Below are 14,396 nucleotides of genomic sequence, written 5' to 3' on the forward strand. Positions count from 1 at the left end.
CTCCATAACTCCATCATCATGGCAAATAGAATAGTAGTAGATCCCATTACCCGTATCGAAGGGCATTTGCGCATCGAAGTTGAGGTAAAGGACGGCGTAATCACAGATGCCTATAGCTCCAGCCCTATGGTGCGCGGCTTGGAAAGTATCGTACAGGGCAGGGACCCGAGAGATGTATGGGCCTTTGTCCAAAGGGCCTGTGGGGTTTGTACTACGGTCCACGCCCTGGCCTCTGTCCGCTCTGTTGAAGATGCACTGGGCATCAATATTCCCCCCAATGCGGAAATGGTTCGCAACATCATGGAGGGAACCCTCTATATGCATGACCACGTGGTGCACTTTTACCACCTGCACGCCCTGGATTGGGTGGATGTGGTGAATGCGCTTAAAGCAGATCCGGCGGCCACTTCAACTTTGGCCCAGAGTATTTCCAGCTGGCCCAAGAGTTCCCCGGGTTATTTTTCCGACATTAAAAAGCGGATCACCCGTTTCGTCGAAAGCGGGCAATTGGGAATTTTTGCCAACGGTTACTGGGGGCATCCCCAAATGAAACTTCCGCCGGAGGTAAACCTCCTCGCGGTGGCGCATTACCTTGAAGCCCTCGAGTGGCAAAAGGAAATCGTGAAGGTGCATACGATCTTCGGGGGTAAAAACCCGCACCCCAACTACCTCGTAGGGGGTATGGCATGTGCCATTAATGAAGACAGCCCCGGAGGGCTCAACGCTGAAAGACTGGCCTATGTAGGGCGACTCATTAAAGAAGGGCAGGAATTTGTAGAACAGGTATATCTCCCTGACCTGATGGCTATCGCCTCCTTCTATAAGGACTGGGGCAGCATCGGTAAAGGCTTCGGGAATTATATGGCCTATGGCGATTTCCCTACCAACGGATATGCGGATATTTCTAACTTTAAATTCCCTCCCGGGATTATCCTGGACCGGGACCTCTCGAAAGTACACGAGGTAAATCATCGCAATGGCGATATAGAAGAATTTGTAAATAATTCCTGGTACGATCCCTATGCCGAAGGGGCTGAAAGCGGAAGGCATCCATGGGATGGGGAGACGAATATCAATTACAGTGGCCCCAAACCGCCATATGAACAATTGGACGTCAGCCAGAAATACAGCTTTATCAAAACCCCGCGCTGGAAAGGAAAACCTATGGAAGTAGGGCCTCTGGCCAGACTTCTGGTCGGGTATGCCAGCGGCAATAAAGAAATCCAGGAGTTGGTTAACGGCGCGCTTACCCAACTTGACGTACCTGTGGATGCCCTGTTCTCCACCCTCGGGCGGACGGCGGCCAGAGGACTGGAAACGCGGCTTGTCGCTCAATGGACTCAGGATTTTTACGCCACCTTGCTGAACAATATCAAAAATGGGGATTCCAGAATGGCAAACACCGAAAAGTGGGAACCTGAATCCTGGCCTCAGTCTTCCAAGGGTGTAGGCTTCTCAGAAGCTCCCAGAGGCGCCCTTGCGCACTGGATCCGGATAGAAGACAAGAAGACGGCCAACTATCAACTGGTGGTTCCCTCTACCTGGAACGCCTCGCCAAGAGATCCGAAAGGGCAGCGCTCCGCTTATGAATCCACACTGCTGGGTACGCCGGTGGCTGACACGGAACTCCCTCTGGAAATCATAAGGACGATTCACTCCTTTGACCCCTGTATCGCCTGTGCGGTGCATTTGTACGATGAGCATGGAAAACACCTCTCTCAAGTACAAAATATTTCGAGTTGTGACATTTAAAAACCTGAACCATGCAGTCCAAAAACTATAAACGCGTCTATGTCTGGGAACTTCCGGTACGGATTTTCCACTGGATTAATGTGTTGTGTATCACAACACTGGCAGCCACTGGATTCATTATTGCCGATCCACCAGCCATTCTCTCCGGGGCAGAAGCGAGTGAATCCTATTGGTTTGGAACGGTTCGGTTTATTCATTTTGGAACGGCCTATATTTTCTTTTTCAATATGCTTTTTCGCATATACTGGGCCTTTGTGGGGAATCGTTTTGCAAACTGGAAATCCTTTATACCCTTTAGCCAGAAAATGCGTAAGAATATCCTTCATGTCCTTAAGGTGGATATCCTCCTGCAACACGATAAAACCGAGGATGTACGGAACATAAGTGTAGGGCATAATGCCGTGGCCGCCATTTCTTATGTAGGTCTCTTTGTAGTCGCCGTGGTCCAGGTGATCACAGGCTTCGGTTTGTACTCCAGCATGTCCGGATGGTGGCTGGCAGATCTTTTTGGGTGGGTAGTCCCCCTGTTTGGAGGCGACTTTATGGTGCGAACCATTCACCACATCGCTACCTGGTTGTTCATCTTTTTTACCCTCATACACGTCTATCTCGTCTTTTACCACGACTGGCTCGAAGGGCGGGGGGAAGTATCCTCAATCTTCGGAGGTTACAAATTTGTACAAGAAGACCGCTTGACCAAAGAAGAAATCGAGGAACTTATTGCCGATGCGGATGATCTGGCGGAGACCGCGGCCGAACCTTCTCAAACCTCCTGATCCTCCATTCAGACATACTGTATATATGAAAAACACATCCCAAAGCCCGCAGGGCATCAGCAGTGACAGTTATTATTTCGAGAAAGACAAAACTGGGAGCATCCTGGTGCTCGGGGTGGGAAACTACCTGATGGGTGATGAGAGTATCGGGGTGCGATTGATTGAAGCCTTATCAGAGGGTTCCATCCCCGACTATCTGGACATCCTCGATGGAGGTACGGGCGGGTTTTTGCTGCTCGATCGTTTTCAGGCCTACGGTACCGTGATCTTTGTGGATGCCACTATGGATGGAAAACCGGCCGGAACCGTCAGCCTGTTGAGACCTAAGTTTGCCTCTGATTTTCCTAAAGCACTCAGTGTGCACGATGTCGGCCTTAAAGATATGATCGAAGCGGTTTACCTCCTGGAACACCAACCTGACCTCTACCTGATTACTGTTTCTATCGACCATATAAACCCCATGAGCGTTGAAGTTTCGCAGCCTGTTCAAGAGGCCATCCCGGTAGCCATGGATCAAATACTTACACTTGCCCAATCCCTCCACAAAGAAACCCCGGTCGTTGGAGACCACCTTTAGAATACAAATTCAGGGGCGGGTACAGGGTGTGGGATTCCGACCTTTTGTGTACAGGGAAGCCCTGGCCTCAGGGCTCAGGGGCAACGTGTCCAACAACGAAGCCGGGGTGGAAGTAATAGCCTCAGGGCCGAGACAAAGCCTGGTATCCTTCTATGACAAAATTACGCGGGAAGCCCCGGCCATCGCCCGGGTCCTGCGCCATCGATATGAGGAAATTCCATTTCAGTCCTTTGAGCACTTCAGTATCAGGGCCTCAGTCAAAAACAGCACCCTCAACCTGCAGTTGACCCCGGATTTTGCCCTGTGTGCGGACTGCAGACAGGAACTCAACGACCCCCAAAACCGGCGTTTTGGATATCCGTTTATCAGTTGTGTGTATTGCGGGCCCCGATGGGCCCTGACAAAAACATTTCCTTTTGAAAGGGAGCATACCAGTATGCAGGTGTTTAATATGTGCGATGCATGCATTGAGGAATACAGGAACCCGACAGACCGGCGTTTTCACGCGCAGACTAACAGCTGTCCGGGTTGCGGGATGAAATATCGGATTACAGACGCCAATGGGGTTTCGGTTTCTGTTAAAAACGGGAATGTTTTTAAGCAGCTTGCCGTATTCCTGGAAGAGGGGAAGATTATCGCCCTAAAAAATACCTCGGGGTACCTGCTGTGCTGCGATGCCACAAAAAAGAAACCTGTTGAGACATTGCGGACCCGAAAAAAACGGCCCACAAAACCCTTTGCAGTACTTTATCCCTCCATTGAAGAATTGGAGCTGGATTTTTCCCTGCAGACAGCAGAACGGAAAGCACTCACGTCCTCCGAGCGTCCCATTGTACTACTCGGCACGGATCATTACCGGGGGGAGGCTGCCCTGGATGTTATTGCCCCCGGGCTGCAACAGCTCGGGGTAATGCTGCCCTATACGGGAATTCTGGAACAACTTTCCAGGGCCTGCCCCAGACCCCTGATAGCCACCAGCGGCAATATTCACGGGGCTCCCATATGTTTTTCCGAGACCCAGGCACATGAAAAACTGTCTGGGGTGGCGGATTATTTTTTTGAACACGACCTCGAAATTATTCATTCCCAGGACGATTCTGTGCTTCGTTTTCCCCCCCCTGAATTTATTCCCATATTGCTCAGAAGGGGTCGGGGTTTCGCACCGAATTACAGCCGGCCCATAAGTACATCTGGCAGTACGGGCCTTATGGCCCTGGGAGCTGAACTCAAGAGCACCATTGGCTTTATTCCCAATGATTTTCTCTACATCAGCGAGTACATAGGAAATTTGGAAAATTATGAGGTCTTCGAGCGATTTACCAAATTGATTTCAAGCTTTACCACACTCTTCCAAAAGCAGCCGACTGCCCTGTTGACCGATACCCATCCGGGATACCTCAGCACCCGATACGGAAAGGAGCTCTCTGAAAAATGGAATATCCCCGCGTATCAGATTCCCCACCACAGGGCGCATTTCGCGGCAGTATTGGGGGAGAACGATCTGTTCAAAAGCTCTGAACCCATACTCGGAATCGTTTGGGACGGCACAGGCTACGGGGAAGACGGGCACGTCTGGGGAGGCGAATTTTTCCGTTTTGATGAAGGCTCCGTTACCCGGGTGGGGCAAGTGGCCTATTTTGACTGGCTCGCGGGGGATGCCATGGCCAAAAATCCCGGGCTCTCCCTGTTTTCCCTCCTGGAGGAGCCCAAATTTATACAAGACAAATTTAGTCCACACACCTGGAAGCTCTACAGGCAACTCAAGTCAGCGAACACCTTAAAAACATCGTCCATGGGCAGGTTGTTTGATGCCGTGGCATCCCTGCTGGGTATCTGCGATCTCAATTCCTATGAAGGAGAGGCGGCCATGCTATTGGAAGCCGCCACCCGTGCTTTCGAAATCGATAATGCATCCCGGCTTGTTCCTCTGGATGATTCCGGGAATATACCTGCTCAACAACTCATCGGAGAACTCAAAAGCAGGCTGATTTCCGGACAGCACCCCGGACAGCTCGCCGGGGATTTTATTTTCACCCTGGCAAACCTTATCTTAGAGAAAGCGGAGCGGGAAGGGATTTCCAAAATTGCCTGTAGTGGAGGCGTATTTCAAAATGCATTGCTGGTCCAATTGCTTTGTGAACTCAACCCCGGTTCTTTTGAACTTTTTTTTCATCGGGAACTCAGCCCCAACGATGAAAACATACCTTTCGGGCAACTGATGTACCATTTGAACTGTAACTCATGAAGTATCTTACCGAATACCGGAATCTGGAAGCGACCCAAAAGGTACTGGGACAAATAGAAAAAGTGGTCACCCAACCCTGGCAAATCATGGAGATTTGCGGCGGGCAAACACATAGTCTGGTTCGCAATGGGTTGCTCGATTTACTTCCGGAGGAAATCCAGATGATTCACGGCCCGGGCTGTCCGGTATGCGTCACGCCTATGGAACTTATCGACCTGGCCGTAACGCTTATGGAGAAAGGTGTTATTCTCTGTTCCTTTGGCGATATGGTTCGGGTTCCCGGGAGTGGGATAAGCCTGCTGGAAGCAAAGTCCAAAGGCGGGGATCTCCGGATTTTGTATTCCCCGTTGGAGGCTGTGCGGATTGCCAGGGAAAACCCGGAGCGGGAAGTGGTCTTTTTCGCCGTGGGCTTTGAAACCACAGCACCCGCCAATGCCCTCTCAGTTCTACAAGCCGAGAAAGAAGGGCTTACCAATTATTCTATCCTGGTATCCCATGTTTTGGTGCCTCCGGCCATGGAGGGAATCCTAAGCGATCCCCATTGCGCTATAGATGCATTTCTGGGTGCCGGGCATGTTTGTGCCATTATGGGATACCGCGAATACCATCCCATATCTGAAAAATATAAGATTCCAATAGTCATTACCGGATTCGAACCCCTGGATCTCGCTGAGGGCATTTACCACGCAGTCCTCCAACTGGAAAAAGGTACATTCGGCGTTGAAAACCAGTATAAGCGCGCCGTCACCGAGGAAGGAAACCTGGCCGCCCAAAAGGTGATCCATCAGGTCTTTCAGATCGGGGATCGGCAGTGGAGGGGAATTGGCACTATTCCCAGAAGCGGATATGTCCTAAGGCCGGAATACAGCAATTTTGATGCAGCCCACAGGTTTAACCTCGAGGAAAAAGGGCGGGCCGAAAACAGTAAATGTATGGCCGGAGCCATCCTGACCGGACAAAAGAAACCGCATCAGTGCCCCCATTTTGGAAAAGAATGTACCCCGAGAAACCCCTTAGGCGCTCCGATGGTCTCCTCTGAAGGAGCCTGTGCGGCCTATTATCATTTTGCCAGCACCCTTTGATTGTCTTAACCTATGTATACAAAACCTAAGCTCCCCGATTCCATACAACTCGCCCATGGCAGCGGCGGCCTGATGACGCGGGAATTATTGGACGAAATCGTTTTTACAACTTTTAAGAACCCTTATCTCGAACAAAAACACGACGGTGCGATTGTTCCCCTTGAGGGGCCGGTGGTCATTTCCACAGATAGTTTTGTGGTCTCACCTATTTTTTTCAGAGGGGGGAATATCGGTGAACTGGCAGTTCACGGAACAGTCAATGACGTAGCTATGTGCGGGGGTATTCCCCGTTTTCTGAGTCTGAGTTTTATTATCGAAGAAGGGATGCCCACCTCGGAATTTCTGGAAATTGTACGCTCGATAAAATCAGCTGCCGATGATTCCGGAGTGCTGATCGTAACCGGAGATACCAAGGTCGTGGAAAGTGGGAAGGGCGACAAAATCTTTATCAACACCACAGGTATTGGCAGTCCGCATCCCGATGCCAATATCGCGATGGAACGCGTTGTCAGCGGGGATCAACTCCTGGTAAGCGGGCCGATCGCAGCCCATGGAATGGCTATTCTCTCCGAGCGTGAGGGCCTGGAGTTTGAATCGGAAATTCAAAGCGACACTACAAACCTCAACCACCTTGTACACGATTTGCTAAATGCATTCGGCCCGGCCATTCACCTGCTCAGAGACCCCACCCGGGGAGGGGTTTCCGGGGTTTGTTCGGAGATCGCCCAGGACAGTAACCTCGGGGTGCTTTTGCGGGAAACGGATTTCCCTATAGATTCCCAGGTTTCGGCAGCTTGTGAGATCCTCGGGCTGGACCCCCTCTACGTGGCGAATGAAGGCATACTCTGCGCCATCGTGGATGCCGCAAGCTCCGAAGAAATCCTCAGGTTTATGAAGGGACATCCGAAAGGGACACATGCTGCGTGTATTGGAACTATTGTAACAGATCATCCGGGTAAGGTGGTTATGGAAAGTAGTATCGGGGGTAAAAGGATCGTTACTCCCCTGATCGGAGAACAATTGCCGCGAATTTGTTAGTTACTCAGCATCCAGTATACGCCAATCACTATCGCAAAAAGCCCTCCGGCCACCCGAATCCCGCGGAAAAAAAGGGGGTTGTGCCAGTTTTTCGCCAGCTCTGACACCCTGCCCAGAACGAGGGTAAATGCGGTCATGGCCAGGACGGTTCCCGTTCCAAACCCAAGGATATAAGAACTCGCTTCATACTGCGACTCAAAACTGAGTACAGGCAGAAATAGGAGAAAATGTGCAATCCCCGCCAGGCCGTGCAGAAAACCTATGGAAAAGGCCGCCGCTTTATGATTCTTCGGAGAGGTGGCATGTTTATGTGAATGCCCTCCGGTGCCGTGGTGGTTATGGGGGTGTTTATGAAGAAAGGGGGACTCCGTATCGTGGATATGCGTATGCGAATGTGTTTGTTTTTTTGTAAACACTCCGTAAAGGGCCCATAGCCCCACCAAAACCAAGACCAGGCCCACCAACTCTTCGCTATAGGCTGAGATAGCCTCTACCGGGACCGCCTCCCGAAACAGCATGAACAATAGCCCGATGACCAACATGCCTGCCAGATGGGCGAGCCCCCAAATCAGACCGATTTTCCAGGCCTTTTTTTTCCGTTCAATAGCAAAAGGCGTAACCGCTGCAAGATGATCCGGACCGGAAATCACATGGAGCATAGCGGCTAATAATCCGGAAGTGAATGCAAATAACATGTCCTACAGGGTTGTCTAATGCACTAAAATACCAGATTACCCTGAAAGTGACCCCTCTTTTATACAAGGATTTTCATTACTTCCCCCGGCCCGTCAGGATTTCAAATCCCCAAACTGAAAAATATCTTCAATACTGCACCCAAAAAGATTCGCCATTCGAAAAGCTGTTGGGAGACTCGGATCAAATTTTTCCTTTTCTATAGCATTGACAGTTTGGCGGGAAACTCCGATAGCCGAAGCCAAATCCTCCTGGGTCAATTGCTTTTCAGCCCTCAATACCCGTAGTCTGTTTTTCATATCCTATGATTAAAAAGATTACAGATATCTTTTTCGATTAAAAACCAGGGCTATCATATAAAATATTCCCATAAAGGCTACTAAAAACCCGATTTCGGCATCCCCGGGGATCAGGTTCGTAGAATCCATGATGCTGTAGGCGATCCCCACAATAAGGGTGAACCCCAGGGTCAGAGCCATTGCTTCGAGCTGCACCTTTTTTTCAAGTTCATCGGAATCTTCCAAAAACTGACGATTGGCAAGAACCATCCCCACTCCGATTCCGACATTCAACAGGATGGATAAAGCGGTGAGCGCCTTATTCCCCTCCCAGAGAAAAAGACTACCGAAAGTAGCCAGGGCTGTTGAAATTGTCCAGGCCATGGTCCATATGGCCAACCGGCTCAAATTTTTTCTTTTTGCTGTTTTTGTATTCATAACGTGCGATTTCATAGTAAACTAATATTGTCTTTTTGTAAAGTTTATTTGACAAATATAAGAATAAAAATTAAAATGTCAAGTTTAGTTTACAAAAATCTATTCTAAGGAGAATCCGACGCTCGCGAAAGTACTCTAGTATTTATATAGGAATGTGTGGGAAGGGAATTAGCCCGGGAGTAATTCTTCGGAAGTCAGGCCACCGTATTTTTGATGGTATAAATCTGCCAGGCGGCGCATCAGGTATTCCACCAGGGCATCTTCCTTTACTCCCCTTTGGTGCTTCGCATAGGCTACCTCGAACTCTTCCTGTAAAAAGAAATCCAAATCATCCGAGCCGTAACGGTTAAAGGCGTTCCAGGACCTTAAGCCGTTGAGCATCTCCCGGTGTGCGAGATACCTCCTTTCAGCCGTCTCAAACTCCTGCTGTTTCCGGGCGTTGCTCTGATAATCCGGCATTCGTGACTCCCGGTAAAGTTCCTGATAGCTGCGCGCCACATCCTGATCCGCCTCCATCGCCTCAGAAATCAGGCGAAAATAGGCCCGGCTCACAAGAACCGGATAGAGTTGGAGAAAATCTTCGGACACCTCGGTGCTTGTCGTCGGGCTGAATTCGGGCAAGGCGAAGTACGTAGTGCTGTCAGCAGAAGGATTGGGTAGATCATTCAAAGAGGTTTCCCACCTACTGGATTCCAGAACTTCTTCCCAGGCCTCGCCATAGGATTCGGTATCTGGCCGGAGTGGGCTGCAGGCACTAATAAGCACTAAGGGCATTGCCCACAAGCTGCCATATTTACCCCTGAAAGTGTTCATTTTCATATAGTGTTCTGGCCGAATTAAAGGTATTCGGATCACTCCTCAAAATGCTTGAGCCTAAGTGCTTTGATTCCTCGTCAAAACACATTTTTACACTTTTTCCAGCCGGAATTCCCCCGCACTTATTCGGCTTTTATTTACTCAGGTAAAGGGCTCCGATCCCAAGTTCATAAAATTCCCTGTTCAAACCTTCCACATCCTCGCTGATCAAAAGTTCAGCTTCTTTCTTGTAGACATTCCATTGTGCATTAAGTGCCTCTAATTTCGACTTTGTCCCTGTATTTATCCTTGGAATCCCGCTATCTCCATGATTCAGGGCTGTAAGATACTCAGCCGTAAAACCATTGACGTAATTCTCTACGTCGTCGTAGGCCTTTGATAACCTTTGGACCATTTTCTTATCCCATTCCTGCATCTTTTCCAGAGTGTAATTTGCTTCTTCAGTAACCTCAGTATGCGGCGTGGTCTCCAAATGGGAGATCATCTCCCGAAGCCTTCCCTGCAAGGTGTACATACTGTTGGTCAATTCCGTCATTTCCCGGTACCTGTCCTCAGCCTGCTTCATAGTAGCGTCATAATCCCTCCAGGTGGCCTCAGTGGTCGGAATCAGTGGATTTGGCAGCAAAATTGCCTGAGTTTTATTTTGTACTTCCCCGTGTTTCAGACTCAGGGTATAGGTGCCGGGCATAGCCCTGCGCCCCCGGAAGCTACCTTCGATATAAGCCTCCGGAGCACCGGGGAGCCCGGAGTGCCTCAAATCCCAGACAAAACGGTTTAACCCCTCTTTTGCGGGGAGCACCGGGGCCTTTGAAGGTGCCCCCTCATAAGGCCGGTATTTCGAATCCGGTACAGAGGTAAAACTCCGAACCAAATTGCCTGCAGCATCGTGAATCTCAAGACGGACTTCCAATGAATCGACCTTGTCGGGGAGGGCGTAATAGACCACCATACCACTTGCCGGGTTCACGCCCTCAAAGGAATCTGTTCCTCCGGGGTCTGAAGCGTTCATACTGCTGTACCAATTTGGATAAATTACATCTTCCGGTTTGTAAATCACAGTTTCAGAAGGGATTCCTGTGTATTGCCTGAGCAGTGGCAGGTCATCAAATATCCAAAAGGAACGGCCCTGAGTTGCCAAAATGATATCATTGTGCTTCAGCTTAAGATCCGTAATGGGGACTACAGGGAGATTGGATTTCACCTGCTCCCAACTCTTGCCTCCTGAATAGGAAACATAAAGGCCCGTCTCGGTTCCGCAAACCAGGAGATCCTTTCGCCCGGGATCTTCCCGCACTACACGCGTAAAGGCTCCATAGGGGATTCCCGAACTGATTTTTGTCCAGGACCCGCCATAATTCGTACTCTTATACAAAGCAGGTGTAAAATCGTTGAATTTATAACGCGTCGTGGCGATATAAACAGTGCCCGGATCGTGAGGGGAAATTTCAATGGCATTCACCAGGGTTTCCGGCATTCCCTTTGGAGTAATATTTTTCCAGTTCACCCCATTGTCGCGGGTAATATACACTTTGCCATCATCACTCCCGGTATAGAAAACCCCCGCCTGATGAGGGGATTCAACGATATAACTGATGGTCCCGTAGTTCTCAGCCCCGACGGCCTCGTTTGTATAGGGCCCACCTCCGTTGCCTTGTTTTTCGTCCTGGTTCCCCGTGAGATCCGGCGACATCACTTCCCAGGAATTTCCTTCATCCCGTGTTCTCAATACGTACTGGGCGGCGTGGTAATAAGTATTGGGTTCATGTACTGACTTGATAATCGGGGCATTCCAGTTAAAAAGGTATTTCATCTCCCGCGCGGGAAGCCCCAGATACAGATTGGGCTCTATCATGACCTTTGTCCCTGTTTTGGCCTTAACGTCCAGCAAATTCACTGTGCCCAGGTAACTGCCGCCCATTACTTTTTCCGGATTATCCGGATCAAAGCCCAGAAAAGCACTTTCGCCCCCGGCTGAAGGTTCCCAATGCTCTCGTCCAATTCCCGAAGTCCCCATTCCAATGCTGGAGATTTTAACCGAGGTATTGTCCTGCTGTCCCCCATACAGGTTATAGGGAAATTGATTATCAACCGCCACCCTATAGAACTGAGCTGTGGGCATATTGTCCTGCCTGGACCAGGTTTTACCTCCATCGAAGGTGATTTCAGCCCCTCCGTCATCGGATATGAGCATATTTTTAGAGTCTTCCGGGTTAATCCACAGATCGTGGTAATCCCCGTGATGGGTACGTACCTCTTCCCAGGTTTTCCCACCATCGATAGATCGGTAGGTAGAAGCGCTGAGCACATAAATGGTGTGCTCGTTATTCGGGTCAGGGGCAATCTCAATGTAGTACCATGCCCGCTGAATCAAGCGGTGATCCCCGCTTACCCGGCTCCAGCTTTGCCCCGCATCGGAGGAAACAAAAAGTCCCCCCTTCTCCTTATGGGTATCACTTTCAACCAGGGCATAGACCCGATCCGAATTGGCCCGAGATACAGCCACGGCCATCTTTCCCTTCTCCTCAGGGAGACCCTTGTGAATTTTGAACCAGGTTTCGCCTCCATCGGTGGATTTGTACATCCCGCTACCCGGACCTCCACTGATTACCTTCCAGGGCTTACGGATATGATCCCACATGGCGGCATAGAGGACCATGGGGTTGTGCATGTCCATGGATAGATCGCTGCATCCCGTGAGCTCATTGACAAAAAGGACATTCTTCCAAGTCTTTCCACCATCCACAGATTTATAAATACCACGCTCCTTTGTAGGCCCGTGGATAGCCCCCTGGGCTGCCACCCAGATGAGGTCCGGGTTATCCGGATGGATAACGATCCTCGAGATATGACGGGTACTGTCCAATCCCATATGTTGCCATGTCTTACCGGCATCCGTCGATTTATATACCCCATCCCCGTAAGAAGTGGTCACTCCTCTGGGCGCATGTTCCCCCATGCCTACATACACAATATTCGGGTGACTCTCCGACACGGAAACGGTTCCCACAGAACCTGTCTTGAAATACCCGTCTGAAATATTGTCCCAGGTCTGGCCGGCATTTGTGGTTTTCCAAAGACCACCACCGGTAGTACCCATATAATACGTGAGCGGATCACCGACCACTCCGGATGACCCCGTAGACCGTCCTCCCCGGAAGGGTCCTATATTGCGAAATTTGGCAGGCTCCATATAGGTTTGGAGGTCCTGTGCCAAACCGGGAAAAACAAGGAAAAACAAAAACAGGTATAAGAAGTTTCTAAGCATGGTAAACAGTATATATTGATGGTATCTAAATGTAGTTTTTTACAGGTAGATAGAAAATTCAAATGATACTATTTTTACACTGAAAGTCCCTTTTTTGTACCTTAAGTTCTTTTCTGTACGCCTATACAGGTACACTTAGGATTTTCAGTTGTTACCCAAACACCCAGGCCTATTTCCATTAGATTGCGATTTATAATCCTTTTTTGCACCCTGCTCCCCCTGTCTTCCTCAATAGGCCAGGAAAAAACCCGGGAACTCAACGCGATGCTCCTGCAGGGGATCGAGGACTGGCACATCCCCGGGATGACGGCCATAGTCGTGCAAAACGAGGAAGTTGTTTTTAGCGAAGTGTATGGGGTAAGCGACGTAGATGCGAAAACCCCGGTAGATAAGGAAACGCTTTTTAATATGGGTTCTACCACGAAGGCTATGGTCGCCATGGCCCTGGGGGTTCTGGTGGATCAGGGTAAGCTAAAGTGGTCGGATCGGGTGAGGGAGTACCTTCCTGAATTCCAGTTATCCGATCCATATATTACGGAAGAAGCCCGGGTTCAGGATTTATTAACGCATAATTTGGGAATCGCCAGTGCAGACATGCTCTGGTTCATGGACAGTGTTTCTACCGAACAGACCCTAAAACGATTTGCACTGGCCCCAAAGGCGTATCCGCTTAGGGGTGGTTTTGAGTACAACAACCTGATGTACGCTACAGCGGGGGAGGTTATACATTCCATCTCAGGGATACCCTGGTCCGAATTTGTCGAAAAACATCTCTTCGAACCCCTGGAAATGGAACGTACCGTTGCCCGGGCTTCAGATATTTTTAAGGTCGGCAACTATGTCACCCCCTATTATTATAGTGCGCAGGAAGGATTTATAGAAGTGCCCCACAACCTTTCTGACCAGATCGGGGCGGCGGGCATGATCTGGACCTGTAACGCAGATATAGAACACTATCTCCAAATGTTGGTTGGAAAAGGGGTTTATAAGGGAAAAACCATCCTCAAACCCGAAACCTTCAAATACCTTTTTGAACCCCATGCCCTTATACCCAAAGCGTCATTCTACCCCACTCAGGCCCTCACTCATCCGAGCTGGACGTCCTATGGGCTGGGTTGGTTTCAACACGACTACAGGGGTGAGAAACTGGATTTTCATACCGGTAGCATCGGGGGCCTGATCGCCATAGCTGGGGTGATTCACGAAAAAAATACAGCAATTTATTTTCTGGCCAATCGGGACCACGCAGAATTAAGACATGCATTTATGTATAAAGCCCTGGATCTCTGGGCATTCGACGATAGTAGTCGCGCCTGGCACAAAGAGGTGTTTGAACTATATGAAGGTTTTGAGAAAGAAGGCCTCGCCAGGGAGAAGGAATTCGTTGAGAAGAGGCTCCAAAACACGCGGCCTACCCTGGAGTTGGCCGCTTACTC

General features: G+C 49.7%; 12 protein-coding genes. 7 read left to right on the top strand and 5 right to left on the bottom strand.

Going from position 1 to position 14,396, the window contains the following annotated elements; translation table 11 throughout:
* The first annotated feature begins 18 nt into the window (after window positions 1–18).
* Genes WBV75_RS14310 through hypE form a run of 6 tightly spaced genes read left to right on the top strand, consistent with a single transcriptional unit; the run spans window position 19 to window position 7,470 of the window.
* A complete protein-coding gene (locus tag WBV75_RS14310) occupies window positions 19–1,752 on the top strand; it encodes a nickel-dependent hydrogenase large subunit (protein ID WP_424121271.1) in 1,734 nt (577 codons plus the stop codon).
* 11 nt (window positions 1,753–1,763) lie between these two features.
* Window positions 1,764–2,528, top strand: coding sequence for a Ni/Fe-hydrogenase, b-type cytochrome subunit (gene cybH / locus WBV75_RS14315; RefSeq protein ID WP_424121260.1), 765 nt, complete (start codon window positions 1,764–1,766; stop codon window positions 2,526–2,528).
* A gap of 25 nt (window positions 2,529–2,553) precedes the next feature.
* On the top strand, window positions 2,554–3,105 hold the full coding sequence (locus WBV75_RS14320) for a hydrogenase maturation protease (RefSeq protein WP_424121261.1): 552 nt from the start codon (window positions 2,554–2,556) through the stop codon (window positions 3,103–3,105).
* On the top strand, window positions 3,089–5,350 hold the full coding sequence (hypF, locus tag WBV75_RS14325; RefSeq protein ID WP_424121262.1) for a carbamoyltransferase HypF: 2,262 nt from the start codon (window positions 3,089–3,091) through the stop codon (window positions 5,348–5,350). Before WBV75_RS14320 ends, hypF begins: the two co-directional genes overlap by 17 nt.
* On the top strand, window positions 5,347–6,432 hold the full coding sequence (gene hypD / locus WBV75_RS14330) for a hydrogenase formation protein HypD (protein ID WP_424121263.1): 1,086 nt from the start codon (window positions 5,347–5,349) through the stop codon (window positions 6,430–6,432). The genes hypF and hypD overlap by 4 nt, the downstream gene beginning before the upstream one ends.
* Window positions 6,433–6,444: 12 nt before the next feature.
* A complete protein-coding gene (hypE, locus tag WBV75_RS14335) occupies window positions 6,445–7,470 on the top strand; it encodes a hydrogenase expression/formation protein HypE (protein ID WP_424121264.1) in 1,026 nt (341 codons plus the stop codon).
* Here hypE and WBV75_RS14340 read toward each other — a convergent pair.
* The 5 genes from WBV75_RS14340 to WBV75_RS14360 all read right to left on the bottom strand — a co-directional run bounded on the left by WBV75_RS14340 (window position 7,467) and on the right by WBV75_RS14360 (window position 12,960).
* Window positions 7,467–8,165 (bottom strand): sulfite exporter TauE/SafE family protein, encoded by a 699-nt coding sequence (locus WBV75_RS14340; protein WP_424121265.1) that lies wholly within the window; start codon window positions 8,163–8,165, stop codon window positions 7,467–7,469. The two genes, hypE and WBV75_RS14340, sit on opposite strands and share 4 nt — an antisense overlap.
* 93 nt (window positions 8,166–8,258) lie before the next feature.
* A complete protein-coding gene (locus WBV75_RS14345) occupies window positions 8,259–8,462 on the bottom strand; it encodes a helix-turn-helix transcriptional regulator (RefSeq protein ID WP_424121266.1) in 204 nt (67 codons plus the stop codon).
* 18 nt (window positions 8,463–8,480) lie between these two features.
* Complete coding sequence (locus tag WBV75_RS14350; protein WP_424121267.1) at window positions 8,481–8,879, bottom strand: hypothetical protein; 399 nt, start codon at window positions 8,877–8,879, stop codon at window positions 8,481–8,483.
* 168 nt (window positions 8,880–9,047) lie between these two features.
* A complete protein-coding gene (locus tag WBV75_RS14355; RefSeq protein WP_424121268.1) occupies window positions 9,048–9,698 on the bottom strand; it encodes a hypothetical protein in 651 nt (216 codons plus the stop codon).
* 130 nt (window positions 9,699–9,828) lie between these two features.
* Complete coding sequence (locus WBV75_RS14360; RefSeq protein ID WP_424121269.1) at window positions 9,829–12,960, bottom strand: WD40/YVTN/BNR-like repeat-containing protein; 3,132 nt, start codon at window positions 12,958–12,960, stop codon at window positions 9,829–9,831.
* Window positions 12,961–13,143: 183 nt separating this feature from the next.
* Between WBV75_RS14360 and WBV75_RS14365 the strand changes: the two genes are divergently transcribed.
* Window positions 13,144–14,396, top strand: a 1,253-nt coding sequence (locus tag WBV75_RS14365; RefSeq protein WP_424121270.1) for a serine hydrolase domain-containing protein, incomplete at its 3' end; no start/stop codon positions are given.

It is taken from the genome of Robiginitalea sp. (assembly GCF_049588695.1).
Taxonomy (GTDB): domain Bacteria; phylum Bacteroidota; class Bacteroidia; order Flavobacteriales; family Flavobacteriaceae; genus Robiginitalea.